Origin of the sequence: Rhodanobacter ginsengisoli (assembly GCF_042657065.1) — a bacterium.
In the GTDB taxonomy this organism is placed as follows: Bacteria; Pseudomonadota; Gammaproteobacteria; order Xanthomonadales; family Rhodanobacteraceae; genus Rhodanobacter; species Rhodanobacter ginsengisoli.
Genome location: NZ_JBHSNF010000002.1, coordinates 46,907 through 66,591 on the forward strand (window position 1 = coordinate 46,907; position 19,685 = coordinate 66,591).

15 protein-coding genes are annotated in these 19,685 nt (G+C 64.8%); 6 read left to right on the plus strand and 9 right to left on the minus strand.

The window, feature by feature from the left end; all coding sequences use genetic code 11:
* The first annotated feature begins 62 nt into the window (after positions 1–62).
* The 3 genes from ACFPPA_RS09395 (at position 63) to ykgO (ending at position 3,441) form a co-directional block, all read left to right on the plus strand.
* Entirely contained in the window at positions 63–2,081 is a 2,019-nt protein-coding gene (locus tag ACFPPA_RS09395; RefSeq protein WP_377319512.1) for an oxidoreductase, read from the plus strand.
* Between the two features lie 261 nt (positions 2,082–2,342).
* The gene (locus tag ACFPPA_RS09400) at positions 2,343–3,254 is read left to right on the plus strand and encodes a LysR substrate-binding domain-containing protein (protein WP_377319513.1); all 912 of its coding nucleotides are present in this window, start codon (positions 2,343–2,345) and stop codon (positions 3,252–3,254) included.
* Between the two features lie 61 nt (positions 3,255–3,315).
* Positions 3,316–3,441: a type B 50S ribosomal protein L36 gene (ykgO, locus tag ACFPPA_RS09405; protein ID WP_007080705.1), complete on the plus strand. Its 126-nt coding sequence runs from the start codon at positions 3,316–3,318 to the stop codon at positions 3,439–3,441.
* A gap of 105 nt (positions 3,442–3,546) precedes the next feature.
* Here the strand turns inward: ykgO and greA are convergent, their stop codons facing one another.
* From greA to carA, 3 genes are read right to left on the minus strand one after another with little or no spacing between them, the layout of a single operon-like run.
* On the minus strand, positions 3,547–4,023 hold the full coding sequence (gene greA / locus ACFPPA_RS09410; RefSeq protein WP_377319514.1) for a transcription elongation factor GreA: 477 nt from the start codon (positions 4,021–4,023) through the stop codon (positions 3,547–3,549).
* Positions 4,020–7,247, minus strand: coding sequence for a carbamoyl-phosphate synthase large subunit (carB, locus tag ACFPPA_RS09415; protein WP_377319515.1), 3,228 nt, complete (start codon positions 7,245–7,247; stop codon positions 4,020–4,022). The genes greA and carB overlap by 4 nt, the downstream gene beginning before the upstream one ends.
* A complete protein-coding gene (gene carA, locus ACFPPA_RS09420; RefSeq protein ID WP_377319516.1) occupies positions 7,247–8,374 on the minus strand; it encodes a glutamine-hydrolyzing carbamoyl-phosphate synthase small subunit in 1,128 nt (375 codons plus the stop codon). Before carA ends, carB begins: the two co-directional genes overlap by 1 nt.
* A 215-nt stretch (positions 8,375–8,589) precedes the next feature.
* Between carA and ACFPPA_RS09425 the strand changes: the two genes are divergently transcribed.
* Positions 8,590–9,285: a 2OG-Fe(II) oxygenase gene (locus tag ACFPPA_RS09425; protein WP_377319517.1), complete on the plus strand. Its 696-nt coding sequence runs from the start codon at positions 8,590–8,592 to the stop codon at positions 9,283–9,285.
* 95 nt (positions 9,286–9,380) lie between these two features.
* On the opposite strand, the gene dapB is transcribed toward ACFPPA_RS09425, so the two are convergent.
* From dapB to hrcA, 5 genes are all read right to left on the minus strand, one after another.
* The gene (dapB, locus tag ACFPPA_RS09430; RefSeq protein ID WP_377319518.1) at positions 9,381–10,181 is read right to left on the minus strand and encodes a 4-hydroxy-tetrahydrodipicolinate reductase; all 801 of its coding nucleotides are present in this window, start codon (positions 10,179–10,181) and stop codon (positions 9,381–9,383) included.
* 57 nt (positions 10,182–10,238) lie between these two features.
* A complete protein-coding gene (gene dnaJ, locus ACFPPA_RS09435; protein WP_377319519.1) occupies positions 10,239–11,366 on the minus strand; it encodes a molecular chaperone DnaJ in 1,128 nt (375 codons plus the stop codon).
* A gap of 129 nt (positions 11,367–11,495) precedes the next feature.
* A complete protein-coding gene (gene dnaK / locus ACFPPA_RS09440; protein WP_377319520.1) occupies positions 11,496–13,415 on the minus strand; it encodes a molecular chaperone DnaK in 1,920 nt (639 codons plus the stop codon).
* A 150-nt stretch (positions 13,416–13,565) separates the two neighbouring features.
* Positions 13,566–14,102 carry a nucleotide exchange factor GrpE gene (grpE, locus tag ACFPPA_RS09445; RefSeq protein WP_377319521.1) on the minus strand — a complete coding sequence of 179 codons (537 nt, stop codon included), beginning with the start codon at positions 14,100–14,102 and terminating at the stop codon, positions 13,566–13,568.
* A gap of 81 nt (positions 14,103–14,183) precedes the next feature.
* Positions 14,184–15,245, minus strand: coding sequence for a heat-inducible transcriptional repressor HrcA (hrcA, locus tag ACFPPA_RS09450; RefSeq protein WP_377319522.1), 1,062 nt, complete (start codon positions 15,243–15,245; stop codon positions 14,184–14,186).
* Between the two features lie 123 nt (positions 15,246–15,368).
* On the opposite strand from hrcA, the gene recN reads away from it, so the two are divergent.
* Positions 15,369–17,042 carry a DNA repair protein RecN gene (gene recN / locus ACFPPA_RS09455; RefSeq protein WP_377319523.1) on the plus strand — a complete coding sequence of 558 codons (1,674 nt, stop codon included), beginning with the start codon at positions 15,369–15,371 and terminating at the stop codon, positions 17,040–17,042.
* A 30-nt stretch (positions 17,043–17,072) separates the two neighbouring features.
* Here the strand turns inward: recN and ACFPPA_RS09460 are convergent, their stop codons facing one another.
* Positions 17,073–17,708 (minus strand): response regulator, encoded by a 636-nt coding sequence (locus ACFPPA_RS09460; protein ID WP_377319524.1) that lies wholly within the window; start codon positions 17,706–17,708, stop codon positions 17,073–17,075.
* Positions 17,709–17,817: 109 nt separating this feature from the next.
* Between ACFPPA_RS09460 and ACFPPA_RS09465 the strand changes: the two genes are divergently transcribed.
* Positions 17,818–19,410: an MASE1 domain-containing sensor histidine kinase gene (locus ACFPPA_RS09465; RefSeq protein ID WP_377320655.1), complete on the plus strand. Its 1,593-nt coding sequence runs from the start codon at positions 17,818–17,820 to the stop codon at positions 19,408–19,410.
* Positions 19,411–19,685 lie beyond the last annotated feature (275 nt).

A 19,685-nucleotide genomic window follows, 5' to 3' on the forward strand; every position in this document is an offset into this window, starting at 1 on the left:
CTTGCTTTTCGCCCCCCAACCCCGGCACATTCATACGATCGTTTGAGTCAATCCGGGGCGTCATGAATTATCCGAAGCTGTTCAGCCCGCTCGACCTGGGCCACGTCACCCTGCCCAACCGCGTCCTGATGGGCTCGATGCACACCGGCCTGGAGGACAAGGCGGCCGACTACGACAAGCTGGCCGCGTATTTCGCCGAGCGCGCCCGCGGAGGCGTCGGACTGATGGTGACCGGGGGGATTTCGCCAAGCATCCAGGGCTGGCTGAAGCCGTTCGGCGGGCGCCTGACGCTGCCTTGGCACAAGCCGCGACACCGCAAACTGACCCGGGCCGTACATGCCGAAGGCGGACGCATCTGCATGCAGATCCTGCACGCCGGACGCTACGGCTACCACCCGCTGTCGGTAGCCCCGTCGAAGATCAAGTCGCCGATTACCCCGTTTACCCCGCGCGCGTTGTCCGCCGGCGGCGTGGAACGCACCATCAACGACTTCGTGCGCTGCGCAAGGCTGGCGCAGGACGCCGGCTATGACGGCGTGGAAGTGATGGGTTCGGAAGGTTATCTCATCAACGAATTCATCGCGGCGCGCACCAATCAGCGCAATGACGCCTGGGGTGGCGACCCGTCACGGCGCATGCGTTTCGCCGTGGAGATCGTGCGCCGCACGCGTGCGGCGGTGGGAAGCGACTTCATCATCATCTACCGGCTGTCGATGCTGGATCTGGTCGAAGGCGGCCAGGACTGGCCGGAAGTCGTGGCCCTGGCCAAGGCCATCGAAGCGGCGGGCGCCAGCATCATCAATACCGGCATCGGCTGGCACGAGGCGCGCGTACCCACCATCGTCACCAGCGTGCCGCGCGCCGGCTTCGCCTGGGTTACCCGGAAGCTCAAGGGGGAAGTCGGCATTCCGCTGATAGCCACCAACCGGATCAACATGCCGGAGGTGGCCGAACGCATCCTCGCCGACGGTGACGCCGACATGGTCTCGATGGCGCGGCCGCTGCTGGCCGACCCGGAATGGGTGAACAAGGCCAAAGCCGACCGCAGCGAACGCATCAACACCTGCATCGCCTGCAATCAGGCTTGCCTCGATCATGTATTCCAGAATCGCCGCGCCAGTTGCCTGGTCAACCCCCGCGCATGCCACGAGACCGAGTTGAAGATCCAGCCCGCGACCGTGCGCAAGCGCGTCGCCGTGATCGGTGCCGGCCCGGCCGGCATGGCATGCGCCAGCACACTGGGCGAGCGCGGCCACGCGGTGACCCTGATCGATCGGGCCAGCGAGATCGGCGGCCAGTTCAACTACGCCAAGCAGATCCCGGGCAAGGAAGAGTTCCACGAGACGCTGCGCTATTTCCGTCATCAACTGGCCGACAACGGCGTCGACGTGCGGCTCGGTCAGGCAGCGGATGCCGAATCGGTGCATGCGGGTGGCTACGACGAGGTGGTGATCGCCACCGGCATCACGCCGCGTCAGGTCGACTTTCCCGGCAGTGACGACCCCCGCGTTCTGAGCTATCTCGATGTACTGGCCCGGCACCAGCCGGTGGGCTCGAAAGTGGCGATCATCGGTGCCGGCGGCATCGGCTTCGATGTGGCCGAGTACCTGGCCGAGGATGCGCCCTCGCCCACCACCGACGTGACTCGCTGGACCCGTGAATGGGGGGTCGACATGCAGCTGGCGCAGCGGGGCGGCCTGCAACCCGCCAGACCCGAGGCGCCTGCCCGGCAGATATGGCTGCTGCAGCGCAGTGAGGGCCGTCTCGGCGCCCGGCTCAACAAGACCACCGGCTGGGTGCATCGGGCCACGCTGAAAGCCAGGCAGGTCAGCATGATCGACAAGGTGACCTACCGTCGTTTCGACGATCAGGGCCTGCACATCACGGTCGGCGACACGCCACAGATCCTGCCTGTCGATACCGTGGTGGTTTGCGCCGGTCAGGAGCCCAATCGCCAGCTGGCCGACGAGTTGATCGCCGCCGGCATCAAGGTGCACGTCATCGGCGGTGCCGACGTGGCAGCCGAACTGGATGCCAAACGGGCCATCGCCCAGGGCACCCTGCTGGCCAGCCGGATCTGAGCTCACCCGGCGGGTGATCCGCCGGAAGCAATGACGCCGCGGCCTGGATGGCCGCGGCGCCGGAAAAAAGAGCGCCCCGCAGGGATGACGCATCGGTGTGGGCTCAGGGGGGGATGAGCCAGACATCGTATTTAGCGTCGCTGCGGGGCGAGGGCCGCCGCCACTAGGGGGAGGGGAAGTGGCGGGACGGGAGAGAGTTTATGATCGATGCGATAAAGTATCTAATATATATTTAGAGCACTATTGATTCGATATCCATATATGTTTGATTTCCGCCAGTTGCGCTATTTCATTGCCGTCGCCGAGGAGCTGAGCTTCACGCGGGCGGCGCTGCGCCTGCATCTTTCACAGCCACCACTGTCCCAGCAGATCCAGGCGCTGGAGCGGGACCTCGGCGTGCGTCTGCTGGAACGCACCAAGCGCCATGTCGAGCTGACCGAACCGGGCCGCGTCTTTCTGGAGCAGGCCCGGCAGATTCTGGCCAGGGCCGACGAAGCGCGCAGCCAGGTCGTTGCCGCCGCGGCGGGCTACAGCGGTCAGTTGCGGTTGGCGTATACCGCGTCGGTCTCGTTCCATCCGGCGCTTCCGCAGACTTTGCTGCGCTTCGGCCAGATCGCGCCCAATGTCCGCCTGAAGCTCAGCGAGATGTATACCGAACCCCAGTTTGCCTCGCTCCTGGCCGACGAGATCGACGTGGGCTTCGTACGCAACGAGCCGATTCATTCGCAGGATGCACGCAACCTGCGGCTCAGCGTGATTGATCGCGAACCCTTGCTGCTCGCCCTGCCCGCCGGTCATCCACTGGCCAGCCGCAGCAGCCTCCATCTGGCCGATGTAGCCGGTGATGCGTTTGTTTCCCAGCCACGCGAGCTGGCGGCCACGCTCTACGACCGCCTGGTGACGCTGGCGACCAACGCGGGCTTCCAGCCGGCGATCGTCCAGCATGCGCAGCAGATCAACGGCTTGCTGGCACTCGTCGCGGCAGGCCTGGGCCTGGCGCTGGTGCCGGCCAGCATGCGCACGGTGCGCCTGGCCGGAGTCAGCTATGTGCCGCTGGACGACCCCGATGCGTACATGCTGCTGGCGATAGCCTGTCGTACCGACCACCACTCGCCCGCACTGCAGCAGTTTCTGGCGACAGTCACCGAAACGGCGGTGGCGCCGGGCTTGTGATCGACCCGGCGAGTCGTTACACTTGCACGCTTACATTTTCGTTTAGTGTCAGGAGCTGGCCGTGAAGGTGCTTAACTCTTTGAAGTCCGCCAAGGCGCGGCACCGCGACTGCAAGATCGTGCGTCGTCGCGGCAAGGTGTTCGTGATCTGCAAGAGCAATCCCCGTTTCAAGGCTCGTCAGCGCTGAGTCCCATCGGATCCCGCAACGACGAAGTCGAGAAAAAGGCCGCGAAAGCGGCCTTTTTCGTATCTCCGCGCCGGATTGCGAAGCAACCCGGCGCGCGCGTTCGCCTCATTCGTAACGGATGGCGATGATCTCGTAGTGCTTGACGCCGTTGGGTGCGGTGAACTCGAGACTGTCGCCTGCACTCTTGCCGATCAGCGCGCGCGCTATCGGCGAGGACACCGCGATCAGCTGTCGCTTGATGTCTGCCTCCAGGTCGCCGACGATCTGGTAAGTCACCGCCACGCCGCTGTCCTCGTCTTCCAGATCGACGATGGCGCCGAACACGATGCGGTTGCCCGGATTGAGCTGGGTGACGTCGATCACTTCGGCCGTCGACAACAGGGCTTCGAGCTGACCGATGCGGCCCTCGGTGAAACTCTGCTGTTCGCGTGCAGCGTGATACTCGGCGTTCTCCTTCAGATCGCCGTGCGCGCGGGCTTCGGCGATCGCCGCGATGATGCGTGGCCGATCGACCGACTTCAGCCGCTCCAGTTCGGCACGCAGCCGTTCCGAGCCGGCTTTGGTGATGGGGGCGCGACTCATGCGCTGAGCTCCTTGTGCAATTCCTGCAGGCTGTGCACCTGGCCGTCGCTGCGGAAATCCAGCGAATGCACCAGCGCACGGGCGCCTGCCACGGTCGTGGAATAGGTGACGCGATGCTGCAGCGCTTCGCGCCGGATCGAGAACGAGTCGGCGATCGCCTGCTTGCCCTCGGTCGTGTTGACGATATAGACGATCTCGCCATTCTTGATCAGATCGACGATATGCGGGCGCCCTTCGAGCACCTTGTTGATGCGCTCGCAGACCACGCCGTGCTCGGCCAGGTAGCTGGCGGTACCCGAAGTCGCCACCAGGCTGAAGCCACGCGTGATGACCTCCCGGGCCACCGGCAACAGACGCTCCTTGTCGGCGTCGCGCACCGACAGGAACACCTTGCCGACCGTCGGCGGCCGGATCCCGGCCGCCTCGTGTCCGCGGGCGAAGGCGGCGCCGAAACTGCGGCCCACACCCATCACTTCACCGGTGGAGCGCATCTCCGGGCCGAGGATCGGATCGACGTTCTGGAACTTCAGGAACGGGAAGATCGCCTCCTTCACCGAATAGTAGGCCGGGATCACTTCACGGGTAGCCCCCAGGCTCGCCAGCGTGCGCCCCGCCATCACGCGCGCGGCGATCTTGGCCAGCGGCACCCCGATGGCCTTGGACACGAATGGCACCGTGCGCGACGCGCGCGGGTTCACTTCCAGGATGAACACCGTATCGCCCTGGATCGCGAACTGGGTATTCATCAGCCCGATGACCTTCAGCTCCCTGGCCATCGCGGTGACCTGGCGGCGCATCTCGTCCTGGATCTCGACCGACAACGAATAGGGCGGCAGCGAGCAGGACGAATCGCCCGAGTGCACGCCCGCTTCCTCGATGTGCTCCATGATGCCGCCGATCAGCACGTTGCCCTCGGCGTCGGCGATCACGTCCACATCCACTTCGACCGCATGGTCGAGGAAGCGGTCGAGCAGCACCGGCGAATCATTGGACACCTTCACCGCGTCGCGGATGTAACGCGACAGGTCGGCGTCATCGTGCACCACTTCCATCGCGCGGCCGCCAAGCACATAGCTGGGCCGAACCACCAGCGGATAACCGATCTCGCGCGCCAGCGCGATCGCCTCGTCGGCATTGCGCGCGGTGCGGTTCGGCGGCTGCTTCAGCCCGATCTTCTCGATCATCTGCTGGAAGCGCTCACGATCCTCCGCCAGGTCGATGCTGTCCGGACTGGTGCCGATGATCGGCACGCCGGCGGCCTCCAGCGCACGTGCCAGCTTCAGCGGAGTCTGACCGCCGTACTGCACGATCACGCCCTTGGGCTTTTCCACGTGGACGATTTCCAGCACGTCCTCCAGCGTCAGCGACTCGAAGTACAGGCGGTCGGAAATATCGTAATCGGTGGAAACGGTCTCCGGATTGCAGTTGACCATGATGGTTTCATAGCCATCCTCGCGCAGCGCCAGCGAGGCATGCACGCAGCAGTAGTCGAACTCGATGCCCTGCCCGATACGATTCGGGCCGCCACCGAGCACGATGATCTTGTCGCGATCGGTCGGCTCGGCCTCGCATTCTTCCTCATAGGTCGAATACATGTAGGCCGTGTTGGTGGCGAACTCGGCCGCACACGAATCCACCCGCTTGTAGACCGGGCGCACGCCGAGCGTGTGACGCAGATGACGCACCGCCGCTTCGTCGGTATTGAGCAGTTCGGCGACCCGCGCATCGGAAAAACCGAGCCGCTTGAGTTCGCGCATGCGCGGTTCGTCCAGCGCCGTGATTCCCTGTGCAACGACCTCCGTCTCGGTCAGCACGATGTCCTCGAATGCGGCCAGGAACCACGGGTCGACCCGGCTGAGGTCATGTACTTCTTCCAGCGAGAGGCCCGCGCGGAACGCGTCGGCCAGATGAAACACGCGGTCCGGCCGCGGCTCGCGCAACTCGCGCTTGAGCACCGCCACGCCGTCCTCCGTGCTGATGTCCAGCCCGGTGGGATTGAGTCCGGTCTTGCCGATTTCCAGGCCGCGCAACGCCTTCTGCAGCGACTCGTGGAAGCTGCGGCCGATCGCCATCACCTCGCCGACCGATTTCATCTGGGTGGTCAGCCGGGCGTCGGCGGCCGGGAATTTCTCGAACGCGAAGCGCGGGATCTTGGTGACCACGTAGTCGATCGCCGGCTCGAACGACGCCGGCGTGAGGCCACCGGTGATGTCGTTCTTCAATTCGTCCAGGGTGTAGCCGACTGCCAGCTTCGCGGCGATCTTCGCGATCGGAAAGCCAGTAGCCTTGGATGCCAGCGCGGACGAACGCGAGACGCGCGGATTCATCTCGATGACCACCACGCGGCCGTCCTCGGCATTGATGCCGAACTGCACGTTGGAGCCGCCGGTGTCCACGCCGATCTTGCGCAGCACCGCGATCGAGGCATCGCGCAGGCGCTGGTATTCCTTGTCGGTCAACGTCTGGGCCGGCGCCACCGTGATCGAGTCGCCGGTATGCACGCCCATCGGATCGAGGTTCTCGATCGAGCACACGATGATGCAGTTGTCCGCGGTATCGCGGACCACTTCCATCTCGAACTCCTTCCAGCCGAGCACGGATTCCTCGACCAGCACCTCGCTGACCGGCGACAGCTCCAGGCCGCGCTTGACGATCTCCTCGAACTCCTCGCGGTTGTAGGCGATGCCGCCGCCGGAGCCGCCCAGCGTGAAACTCGGCCGGACCACGGTCGGGTAGCCCACCTTGGCCTGGGTTACCAGCGCCTGTTCGAACGTTCGCACGACCTCGGCCTTGGGGCATTCCAGCCCGATCTCGGCCATTGCCACGCGGAACAGCTCCCGGTCCTCGGCCATGCGGATCGCTTCACGCTTGGCGCCGATCAGCTCGACGTTGTATTTCTCCAGTACGCCGTGGTCGGCCAGGTCGAGCGCACAGTTGAGGCCGGTCTGGCCACCCATCGTGGGCAGCAACGCGTCCGGGCGCTCCTTGACGATGATCTGTTCCACCGTCTGCCAGTTGATCGGCTCGATGTAGACCGCGTCGGCGGTCTCCGGGTCGGTCATGATCGTGGCGGGATTGGAGTTCACCAGGATCACCCGGTAGCCCTCTTCCTTCAATGCCTTGCACGCCTGCGCGCCGGAGTAGTCGAACTCGCAGGCCTGGCCGATCACGATCGGGCCGGCGCCGATGATGAGGATGCTCTTGATATCGGTACGCTTGGCCATCAGCGGGCCTCCTGCATCAGTGCGGCGAAGCGGTTGAACAGATAACTCATGTCACGCGGCCCGGGGCTCGCCTCCGGGTGACCCTGGAAGCAGAAAGCCGGCCGGTCGGTCAGCGCGAAGCCCTGCAGCGAACCGTCGAACAGCGAGGTGTGCGTGACTCGTGCATTCGCCGGCAACGTGGCCGGATCGACCGCGAAGCCGTGGTTCTGCGAGGTGATCAGGACGCGGCCATCATCATGATCCTTGACCGGATGATTCGCGCCGTGATGACCGAACTTCATCTTCAGCGTCTTGCCGCCGAGCGCCAGGCCCATCAGCTGATGACCGAGGCAGATGCCGAACAACGGGATCTTCGCGTCGAGCAATTCGCGCGTGGCGGCGATGGCGTAGTCGCACGCCGCCGGATCACCCGGTCCGTTGGACAGGAAGACACCATCGGGCCGCATCGCCAGCACGTCGGCGGCAGGCGTCTGTGCCGGCACCACGGTGACCTCGCAGCCCTGCTCGGCCAGCAGGCGCAGGATGTTGAGCTTGGTGCCGAAGTCGTAGGCAACCACCTTGAAGCGCATGGCCGGTTGATTGAACGACACGCTGTCCAGGTCGTACGTGCCTTCCTTCCACACATAGGGTTTGGCCGTGCTGACCACCTTGGCCAGATCCATCCCGTTCAGACCGGGAAAGGCACGCGCCTTGCGCAATGCATCCTCCGCATCGACCTGCTCCCCGGCCACGATGCAGCCCGCCAGCGCACCCTTGTCGCGCAGGATGCGGGTCAATCGACGCGTGTCGATACCGGCGATCGCGACCGTGCCATGACGCTTGAGGTAATCGGGCAGACTCTCGCTGCTGCGCCAACTGCTGGCGCGACGCGGTACGTCACGCACGATCAGTCCGGCGGCATGCACGGCGGTGGATTCGACATCCTCGGCATTGACGCCGGTATTGCCGACATGAGGGTAGGTCAGCGTGACGATCTGGCGTGCATACGAGGGATCGGTGAGGATTTCCTGGTAGCCGGTCATGGCGGTATTGAAAACCACCTCGCCGATGGTCTCGCCCGTCGCACCGACGGCATGACCATGAAACACGCTGCCATCTTCGAGGGCGAGCAGAGCGGGAATAGGCATACGGTAACCGCCTTTTGGATGCAGCAAAGTCCGCAAGCCGCTGAACTGCTGGCTTGTGGAGCTTGGTAGGGAATGGAGCTGGGCGGGACGAAATGATAAGCGGCGGCGACGTTTCTGTCCACCTTACCGAGCCTGAATCGGCGTTCTTTCGTACGCATCATGGTCTCGCGACCAAGGTTACACTAGCCACCATTTCACAAGGAGTTGAATGTCCGATGAGTGCCGTCATCCTGCTCGATCCCGCCCGACTCGACCGTCCGGATACCACGGTGCAGCATGAGCCTTTCCCGTTCATGGTGGCTCACGGACAGTTGCCGGAGGAGGCGCGCAGCGATCTCGAGCGCGATTTCCCGCGCTATGCCAGTGCCGGCTTCTTCCCGTACGACCCGAGCGATTGTGGCCCGACCGTCAACACCCTGATCGAGGACATGACCGCACCGGCATTCGCCAGCGCCATCGGTCAACGACTCGGGATCGACAACCTCGCCCAGTACCCGACCCTGGTGACACTGTGCCGCCTGCTGAACAAGCGCCATGGCACCATCCACACCGACAGCAAGTCGAAGATCGCCACTGCGCTGATCTATCTGAACACGCAATGGCCGGACAGCAGCGACGGTTGCCTGCGATTCCTGCACCGCATCGACGATATCGACAGCATCGTCGCGCCGGAACTGACCCCGCTCTACGGCGAGTTCGCCGTGTTCAAGCGGTGCGAAAACTCCTTCCATGGCCACCTGCCCTACGAGGGCGAACGGCGAGTGATCCAGGTCGCCTGGCTCACCAGTGAAAAGGAGAAACTGCGCAAGACCAAGCGCGGCAAGTTCTCGCGTGCATTCAAGAAGCTGGTCGGCAAGCTCGATACCCGACTCGGCGCCGGGCGTGATCGCAGCGCCTCGCATCGCGACTGAGCCGGCCATTTTTCAGGCCGGCCGCAACGGCGGGCGATGCAGGCAGATATCCCGAAGTCAACTCCGGAATTGACGAGCGCAGGTGACACTGCGGCTCAGAGCGCGGCACCGATCACGTCATCCAGCTGCCAGTGTCCCGGCCCCTTCCCCGCGATCCAGTACGCCGCGTGCAACGCGCCGCGCGCGAAAATCGAGCGATCCGTGGCGCGATGCCCCAGTTCCAGCCGCTCGCCTGGCCCGATCAGCATGGCCGTGTGTTCACCGACGATGTCGCCGCCGCGCACCACGGCGAAACCGATGCTGCCCTCGGCGCGTTCGCCGGTCCGACCTTCTCGGCTGTACACCGCCGTCTCCTCCAGCGTGGTGTTGCGCGCTGCGGCGGCAACCCGACCCAGCGCCAGCGCAGTGCCTGAAGGCGCATCCTGCTTGCGGCCATGGTGTGCCTCGACGATTTCCAGGTCCCAGTCAGGCAGCGCAGCCGCCGCCTGACGCAGCAGCCGCGACAGCACCGCCACGCCCAGACTGAAATTGGCCGCGCGCAATACGGCGATGCGGTCGCCGGCGGCCGCCAGGCGCGATTCCAGCGAAGCATCGAGGCCCGTGGTGCCGCTGATCAGCGCGACGCCGTGCGCAAGGCAGTGATCCAGTGTGGCGCCCAACGCGGTGGGCGCGCTGAAGTCGACGACGACATCGAGCGGCGGCGCATCGGACCAGTCATGCGCGTAACGCAAAGCGTCGGTCAAACCGGCAAATACCGGCAGACCGTCATGGGCCGAACCGGCGGCCACCACGGCGTGCACCAGCTCGAAACGCGCGTCGCCACCGAGCAGCCCCAGCAGGGTGCCGCCCATGCGGCCGGATGCACCACTGATGGCAAGGCGTAAAGGTCGGGTCATCCGCTTGCTCCGGTCAAAGGCCTTCAATGGCACATGCTACCGCGCGCAAGGCGAACCTTACGCGGTGACTTTCGACCAGAACTGCTTCACGCCATCCACCCAGCCCTTGGCTCGCGGCGTGTGCTTGTCGGCATCGCTGCCGCCAAACGTGGCTTCCAGCGACTCGAACAGTTCCCGTTGCTGCCTGGTCAGACGCACCGGGGTTTCCACCACCACATTGCAGATCAGGTCCCCGGGGCGACTGCTGCGTACCGACTTGACGCCCCGCCCACGCAAGCGGAACTGGGCTCCGGTCTGGGTTTCCGGTGGAATGCTGATCGGCACCTCGCCGTCCAGCGTCGGCACCGGCAGCTCGGCACCCAACGCCGCCTGCGAGAATCGGATCGGCAATTCGCAATACAGATCGTTGCCCTCTCGCTGGAAGATCGCGTGCTCACGCACATGCACTTCCACATACAGATCGCCGGCCGGCGCTCCGGACGGGCCGGCCTCGCCCTGGCCGGTCAGGCGGATGCGATCGCCGTTGTCGACGCCGGCGGGAATCTGCACCGACAGCGTGCGGCTCTCCTCGATCCGGCCTTCGCCGTGGCACTTCCTGCAGGGCTTCTCGATCGCCTGGCCGGTGCCACCGCAATGCGGGCAGGCCTGCTGGATCGAGAAGATGCCGTTCTGCATGCGCACCTGACCGTGACCATGGCAGGTCTTGCACTTGCTGACCTTGCCATCCTCCGAACCGGTGCCGTTGCAGTGATGGCAATTGACCTGGGTCGGCACCTCGATCTGGCGGCTGACGCCGAACACGGCCTCCTCCAGATCCAGCTCCATGATGTAGCGCAGGTCGGAGCCACGCCGCGGACGCCCACGGCCCCCGCCGTTCCTGCCGAAAATGTCGCCGAAAATGTCGCCGAAGATGTCGCCGACGTCGCCGAACCCGGCGCCGCCGCGTCCACCCATGCCATGCTCGAACGCGGCATGGCCGTGCTGGTCGTACATCGAGCGCTTCTGCGCGTCGGCCAGCACTTCGTAGGCCTCCTTGGCCTCCTTGAACTTGTCCTGCGCGGCGGGATCATCCGGACAGCGATCCGGATGGTATTTCATCGCCAATCGTCGAAAGGACTTCTTCAGATCGACTTCGCTGACGCTGCGCTCGACGCCCAGCACCTCGTAGTAGTCACGCTTGCTCATTCATGTATCCACACTGTTTGCCGCGCCCCTGCGGGAACCCGTGGTTCCGTATACCCAATCAACACACAGCCCGCGCCAGGGAATTCCTGGCACGGGCTGGTTGATCGGCCGTGCCGATAACGACGCCGATTATGACTTGTCGTCTTTCACTTCGGTGAACTCGGCATCCACCACGTCGTCCGGCTGGGCCGAGCCGCCCGGTGCGGATTGCGCACCGGCATCGGCCGCGCCGCCGCCCTGTGCCGCCGCATGCAACGCCTGCGAAACCTGCTCCAGCTTCTCGACCTTGGACTCGATCGCCGCCTTGTCTTCGCTGTCCTTGACCTTCTCCAGATCGGACAACGCGCCCTCGATAGTGCTGAGCTGGTCGGCCGGCACCTTGCCGCCGTGCTCCTTCAATGCACTGCGGGTGGCATGCACCAGCTGATCGGCCTTGTTGCGGGTGGCCACCAGCTCATGGAACTTGCGATCCTCTTCCTTGTTCGCCTCGGCATCGGCGACCATGCGCTGGATCTCGTCCTCGGACAGGCCCGAACCGGCCTTGATCTCGATCTTCTGTTCCTTGCCGGTCTTCTTGTCCTTGGCCGACACGTGCAGGATGCCGTTCGCATCGATGTCGAAGGTGACCTCGATCTGCGGCATGCCGCGCGGTGCCGCGTCGATGCCCTGCAGGTCGAACTTGCCCAGCGACTTGTTGGCACTGGCACGCTCGCGCTCGCCCTGCAGCACGTGCACGGTCACCGCGGTCTGGTTGTCGTCGGCCGTGGAGAACGTCTGCGCCGCCTTGGTCGGCACCGTGGTGTTCTTCTCGATCAGCTTGGTCATCACGCCACCCATCGTCTCGATGCCGAGCGACAGCGGGGTCACGTCCAGCAGCAGCACGTCCTTGACCGAACCGCCCAGCACGCCGCCCTGGATCGCCGCGCCCACCGCGACGGCTTCGTCCGGGTTGACGTCCTTGCGCGGCTCCTTGCCGAAGAAGTCCTTGACCGATTCCTGCACCTTGGGCATGCGGGTCTGACCGCCGACCAGGATCACGTCGTCGATGTCGGACACGCGCAGCCCGGCGTCATTCAGCGCCGTGCGGCACGGCTCGATGGTGCGCTTGACCAGATCCTCGACCAGCGCCTCGAGCTTGGCCCGGGTCAGCTTGATGTTCAGATGCTTCGGACCGGAGGCGTCGGCCGTCACGTACGGCAGGTTGACGTCGGTCTGATGATTGGAGGACAGCTCGATCTTGGCGCGCTCGGCGGCGTCCTTCAGGCGCTGCAGGGCGAGTGCATCCTTGCGCAGGTCGATGCCCTGCTCCTTGTTGAACTCGTCGACCAGGTAGTCGATGACGCGCATGTCGAAGTCCTCGCCACCGAGGAAGGTGTCGCCATTGGTGGCCAGTACCTCGAACTGCTTCTCGCCGTCGACTTCGGCGATCTCGATGATCGACACGTCGAACGTGCCACCGCCGAGGTCGTACACCGCGATCTTGCGGTCGCCGCCCTTCTTGTCCATGCCGTAGGCCAGCGCGGCCGCGGTCGGCTCGTTGATGATGCGCTTGACGTCGAGACCGGCGATCTTGCCGGCGTCCTTGGTCGCCTGGCGCTGGCTGTCGTTGAAGTAGGCCGGCACCGTGATGACGGCCTCGGTGATCGTCTCGCCGAGATAGTCCTCGGCGGTCTTCTTCATCTTCATCAGCACCTTGGCGGCGATTTCCTGCGGCGCCATCTTCTTGCCGTCGGAGGTCTGCACCCAGGCGTCACCGTTGTCATGCGCCACGATGGCGTACGGCACGATGTGAATGTCCTTCTGCACCTCGGCGTCGGTGAACTTGCGCCCGATCAGCCGCTTCACCGCATAGAAGGTGTTCTTCGGATTGGTCACGCTCTGGCGCTTGGCCGAGGCGCCCACCAGCACTTCGCCGTCCTTGTTGAAGGCGACGATGGACGGCGTGGTGCGATCGCCCTCCGAATTCTCGATGACCTTGGTCGTGCTGCCATCCATGATGGCCACGCAGGAGTTGGTGGTGCCCAGGTCGATACCGATGATCTTGCCCATGTGTATGCTCCAAATCTTGTTGCGGCCCCCGCGGCCGCGATGGTTTTCAGATGGGGGTCGGTGCTGGCGATTCAATGCCGACAAGGCCCCGGATGCGATTTCGTGGTATCCGCCGGCGCGCCGTTCAGGCAGGCGCCAGCGAGTCCCGGCTCAGTCTTTTGCCACCGCGACCAGCGCGGGGCGAAGCAGACGATCATTCAGGACGTAGCCCTTCTGCAGCACGTTGACCACGGTGCCCGCGGCCTTGCCCGGAGCATCGACCATGCTCACCGCATGGTGGCGCTCCGGATCGAGCGGCTGACCGAGCGGATCAATCTGCGCCATGCCATTGTTTTCAGCGACTTTCAGCAAGGCCTTCAGGGTCAGATTGATGCCTTCGCGCATCGAGGCCACGTCGCCGCCCTCCACGGCCAGGCCACTCTCCAGGCCGTCGTAGACCGGCAGCAACTCGTTCAGCAGCTTCTCGTTGGCGAAGCGGCGAGCCTGTTCGAGGTCGCGATGCAGTCGACGGCGCTGATTCTCCAGCTCGGCCTTCTCGCGCAACACGGTCTCGAGCAATTCGGCATTGCTTGCCTCCAGTTCCGCCACGCGTGCTTGCAGGCTCTCCAGTTCGGTGCCGATGGTCGAGGACTCGCCCGCCTGGTCCTGCGACGCCTCACCGGGCGACTGCGGATCGTTGTTCTGCATGTATCACTCCAAACGAAAATTCGTGGCCGGCAGGAAAGCCGACCGTCCACTGACTTGCGAGAAACCCCGCTCCCGCTGCGGTTATAGGGTCGTGGCGGCGCGATTCAAGGCGTCACTGAGCAATCCGGCGGTGGCCTGCACCACCGGGATCACCCTTTCGTAGGCCATCCGGGTCGGGCCAATGACCCCGACCGCCCCCAGTACCCGCCCCTGCGCGCCGTAACTGGCCGTGACCACGCTGCAGCCATCCAGCGCGGCGAAGCCGGATTCCTCGCCAATGAACAGCCGTACGCCGGGCGCCCTGGCGCAGACTTCCATCAGCTGCAGCAATTCGTTCTTCTGCTGGAACGCGTCAAACAGCTCGCGCAGGCGCTGCAGGTTGGCCAGTTCCGAATAGGCCATCAGGTTGGTCTGCCCGCTGACCAGTACGTCGCTACCGCCGGCCTGCGGCGCGAACGAGGCCGTGGCGAGCTCCATCGTGCTGGCGAGCAATCGGTTGAGCTCGCTGCCCGCTTCGCGCAGTTCGGCCAGCAGGCGCAGGCGGATGTCGTCCACACGCAAGCCGGCAAACTGGCTGTTGAGGTAATTCGCGGCCTGCTCCAGCTCCCGGCCTTCCAGCGGTCTTGCCAGTTGCACGATGCGGTTCTGCACCTGGTTGTCGGTGAATACCAGGATCACCAGCACCCGCGCGTCCGGCAACGGCACGAAATCGATGTGGCGCAACGGGAAATCCGCCTGGCGCGGTACCGTCACCACACCGGCGAAGCGGGTCATCGCCGACAGCAGGGTCGACACATTGCCGAGCAGATCCAGCGTGGTGGTCGGCCCCGGCGGCAACTCGCTCTGCAGGCGCGCCATCTCCGCATCCGGCAGCGGCTGCAGTTCGATCAGGCTGTCCACGAACAGACGCAGCCCGCGCGGCGTCGGCACCCGCCCCGCCGAGGTGTGCGGCGAAGCCACCAGCCCGGCGTCCTCTAGATCCGCCATGATGTTGCGGATCGTTGCCGGGCTCACATCCAGGCCGGACGAACGCGACAACGTGCGCGAGCCGACCGGCTCGCCGTCGACCAGATACTGGGCGATCAGCGTGCGCAGTACGCGTCGCGCGCGTGCATCGAGATCGTGGACATGCGGGTTGATCATGCGTTGTAGCAATCCTTGAGACCCGACAGAAATAAGGTCTCCGCGCCCGGCTTGCAAGTGGAGGCGGTGTTTTGCGCCGCCCGGCTGCCGCTACAATCCACCCACCCCATCATTTGCCTGCCCATGCTCACTTCGCTCTACGTCCGTAATTTTGCTGTCGTCGAGGCTGCCGAGATCGCCTTCGGGCCGGGCCTGACCGTGGTCAGCGGCGAAACCGGCGCCGGCAAGTCGCTGCTGGTGGATGCCCTGATGCTGCTGGCCGGCGCGCGTGCCGACAGTGGCATGGTAAGGGCCGGCAGCGATCGTGCCGAGCTGGCGGCGGAGTTCGACCTGGCCGGACTGCCCGAAGCCCGCGAATGGCTGCAGCGCGAAGAACTGGACGAGGACGGCAATTGCCAGTTGCGCCGGGTGATCCGCGCCGAAGGCAGTTCCAGGGCATGGATCAACGGCCGTCCCGCCAACGCACGCCAGCTCGGTGAACTGGCCTCCTTGCTGGTCGAGATCCATGGCCAGCATGAGCACCAGGCACTGTTGTCGCGACCGCATCAGTTGGCCCTGCTGGACGCCTACGCCGGTCACGATGACCTGCTGGTGCAGGTACGTGACGCTTCGCTTCAGTGGCGCGAACTCGGCTTGCGCATGCGCAAGCTCAGCGGTGGCGAGGATCGCGACCAGCGGATCGAACTGCTGCGCCACGAACTCGGCGAGCTGGAAAAGTGGGCACTGCCAACCACCGAACTGGGTGAACTCGAAGCGAATCACAAGCGACTGGCCAATGCCGGCCGGCTCGCCGAGGGCAGCGCCGGCGTGGTAGAGCTGCTTGATGGCGACAGCGAATTCGCACTGCGTCGTGCGCTCGGTCGAGCCCATGCGGAGTTGGGCAAGCTGGCCGCCCTGGATGACAAGCTGACCCCGCTGCTGGAGCTGCTGGACAACGCCAGCATCGAACTGGGCGAAGCCGCCGATGGGCTGGGCCGTTACGCGCAGGATATCGACCTCGACCCCGAGCGCTACACCGAAGTGGACAACCACCTGGCGCGCCTGCATGAGCTGTCGCGCCGGCACCGGCTACCGGTGAGTGAATTGCACGACAAGCTCGCTTCCCTGCGCACCGAGCTGGCTGAGCTCGAGGGTGCCGGCGATGCCCTGGAACAGTTGGCGGCGCAACGCCAGCGCCTGCAACATGAATACAGCACCGCAGCGACCCAACTGAGCCGTGCGCGTGGCGCGGCCGCGGTGCGCCTGGGCGAGGAAGTCAGCGTGCTGATGGCGGAACTGGGCATGGCCGGCGGCGTGCTGCGCGTCGAACTGGAACCGGTGACCGGCGATGAGCCGGATGCGCAAGGCCAGGAACGCTGCGAGCTTCTGGTGAGCGCCAACCCCGGCCAGCCACCCCGCCCCCTGCGCAAGGTGGCCTCCGGCGGTGAACTGGCACGCATCAGCCTGGCGATCGAAGTCGCCACGCTGGGCAAGGACACGGTAGGCAGCATGATTTTCGACGAGGTCGACACCGGCATCGGCGGCGCCGTGGCCGAAGTGGTCGGGCAGAAATTGCGCTCGCTGGGTGATCTGCGCCAGGTCCTGTGCGTGACTCACCTGCCGCAAGTGGCTGCACAGGGGCACGCGCACCTGCGCGTCAGCAAGCACAGCGACGGCGACTCGACCCGGACGCAAATCGAAAAGCTCGACGCCGGCGGGCGTCGTGATGAGCTGGCCCGCATGTTGGGCGGCGTCGAAATCACCCGTGAAACCCGGGCTCACGCCAAACAGATGCTGGATCGGGCCCAGACTGCCTGAGCACAACGATCCGCCTCGGTACGACTCGGATCAGCCGTTAGGCGGGAGCAGGCCGCGCTCGGTCGCCATCCGGTAAAGATCCAGCTCCGAACCCGCACCGAGCTTGCCCATCAGGCTCGCGCGGTGGATATACACGGTTTTCTGGCCAATCCCCAATTCCGCTGCCACCTGCTTGGGCGTGAGTCCGCCAGCCAGCAACAGGAATACCTCCCGTTCGCGCGCAGTCAGGCGATTGATCGGATCCAGTGCCGCATTCGGTCGATCGGCCCGACGCTGGCGCAGATCCGAGCTGAGGAAGCACTCGCCATGCATTACCGCACGCAGGCCAGCCACCAGCTCTTCCGGTGCGACACCCTTGGTGACGTAGCCACTGGCGCCGCGTCGCAGGGCCTCGGACACATAGGGTTCGCCGTCGTGCATGCTCAGCACCACGATGTGCGTCTCCGAGCAGACGCTGAGCAGGTGCTCGATCAGCGGCAACCCGCTACCGTCAGGCAGCGACAAATCCAGCGCCACCAGGTGCGGACGCCAGTGACTGACTGCTTCCACCGCATCGTCGGCACTACGACATTCAGCGACGACATCGAGATCAGGTTCCATCTCGATCAGTCGCTTGAATCCCTCACGAACGATGGCGTGGTCATCGACCAGAACAATGCTGTACATCCCCCTACTCTACACATTCACCAGCCCCTTGCGCACAACTGTCATAAAGCATCTCCTCGAAGACAGGAGGGGGCAGCATCCGTGCGGAGTGGACATGTACCATCCGTGCATGCAAGCGAAATCACTCCATCTGCCCGACTCCGGCCCCTTGCTGGGCATCGGCTATCTGCTGCTGTGGCTGCTGCTATGGCCCACCGTCCAGCCATACTGGATGCTGCCGTACGGCCTGCGTTTCGGCGCCTTGTTGCTCACGCCGGTTCGCTACTGGGGCTGGCTGCTCGGCGCCGAACTGGCGGCCGCGGCAGGCATCGGCGTGGTCCAGGGCCTGCCGCTAGGCTGGGCGGGTTTCGCCATGAACTCGATGCCCGAGCCCCTGGTCATGGCGGCCGTTCTGTTGATGCTGCGACGCTTCACCCTGCATGCCAGCCTCAACAATCCGCAGGAGGTCACCCGGCTGCTGCTTTCGGTGGTGATGGTAGTAACTGCCACCATGGCGGTTGACGCGACGATGCTGACGCTCACGCGCCAGCCGGGTTCGCCTGAATTGATGATTGGCGTGCTCGGCGAGGAATTGCTCAGTCACTATCTGGGCATCCTGCTGATCGTACCGTTGATGATCATGCTGCTGCGTACCCGGATCGATCGCCGGGCACTGGCCAGCTTGTTCATGGACGGTCTGTTGGTGATGTTGCCATCGATGGTCATCCTGCTGCTGCTGTCCGAGCAGGCCGAGCCCCAACCGCAATTCGCCCGGGTCCTGTCCCTCGCACCTGTGCTGTTTTTCGCGTTCCGCCACGGCTGGCGCGGAGCCAGCATCGCGATGCTGACCACCAGCCTCGGGATGACCTTGGTAGATCGCCATCTCGGTCACGCCCCGTCAACGGCCGCCGCCTACCTGTTTCTGGCGGTCGCCGGTACCGGTGCATTGCTGCTGGGCTCGGCCAGTGATGCCTTGCGCCGGAGCAGCAAGCGGGTGGCCGAGCAGAACGTCTATCTGGGTGCGGTCAACCGCCGACTGGATCAGCTTGCCCATCAGCTGCGCGATGCCGCCCGTGGCAATCTGCAGGCGGACGAAAACCAGCGCCGGCACCTGGCCGCCGAACTGCATGACGAACTCGGCCAGAACATCACCGCCATCCAGACCCACGTCAAACTCGTGCAGGCCCGCCTGCGGCAGGCGGGCATGGAAGACATCAGTACCTCGATCAACTCCATCCTGGCGCATATGCGCCGTGCCTTGCATCGCCTGCTGGATGACTTGCGCCCGGCTGTTCTGGATGAGTTCGGGCTGTTGCGTGCACTCGACGAAGGTCCGATCAGAGACCTCCTCAGCGCGGCCGGCATGGCTTACCGAACCGAGCTTCACGGCGATCCGCGCCTGCTCGACGACGACACCCGCACCGCCATCTACCGGCTGGTTCAGGAGAGCGCCACCAATGCGGTCAAGCACGCTCAAGCCAGTGAATTCAGGTTGCGGTTGCGCATCGGCGAGCGGCAGGGCATTGCGCTGGCCCTGCTCGATCTGCGCGATGACGGCGTCGGCCTGACCGGGCGGCTCCCGCGAGGAGGCCGCGGACTGCAAGGCATGCGGGATCGGGTGACTTCACTGGGCGGCCAGTTTCGCCTGCGCCCGGACCACTCCGGCGTACATTTGCGTATTTTGCTGCGGAGCAACAACGGATACGTGGATGGTGGGCAGTGAAACTAGGAATTTTTCCGATACCGGAAACGTGAAGACATCGTTACGATCGGTTCATCGATGTGGGGGAGCCACCATCGCAAGATGGTGGATCAGGGTTGTCGTGGGGACGGCGGCTCTGAAAAAACGGCAGGATGCCGTTTCGCCGCTACCTGGCGAGGGATTTCGGCAATCGCGAACCATTCGCGGGTGCCAACCGACAGGTAGGGGAGTAGTCGCGGGTGGACAGGAGTCCGCCTCGCGGCTTTTTTATGCCTGACATTCAGCCGGACCCAAGG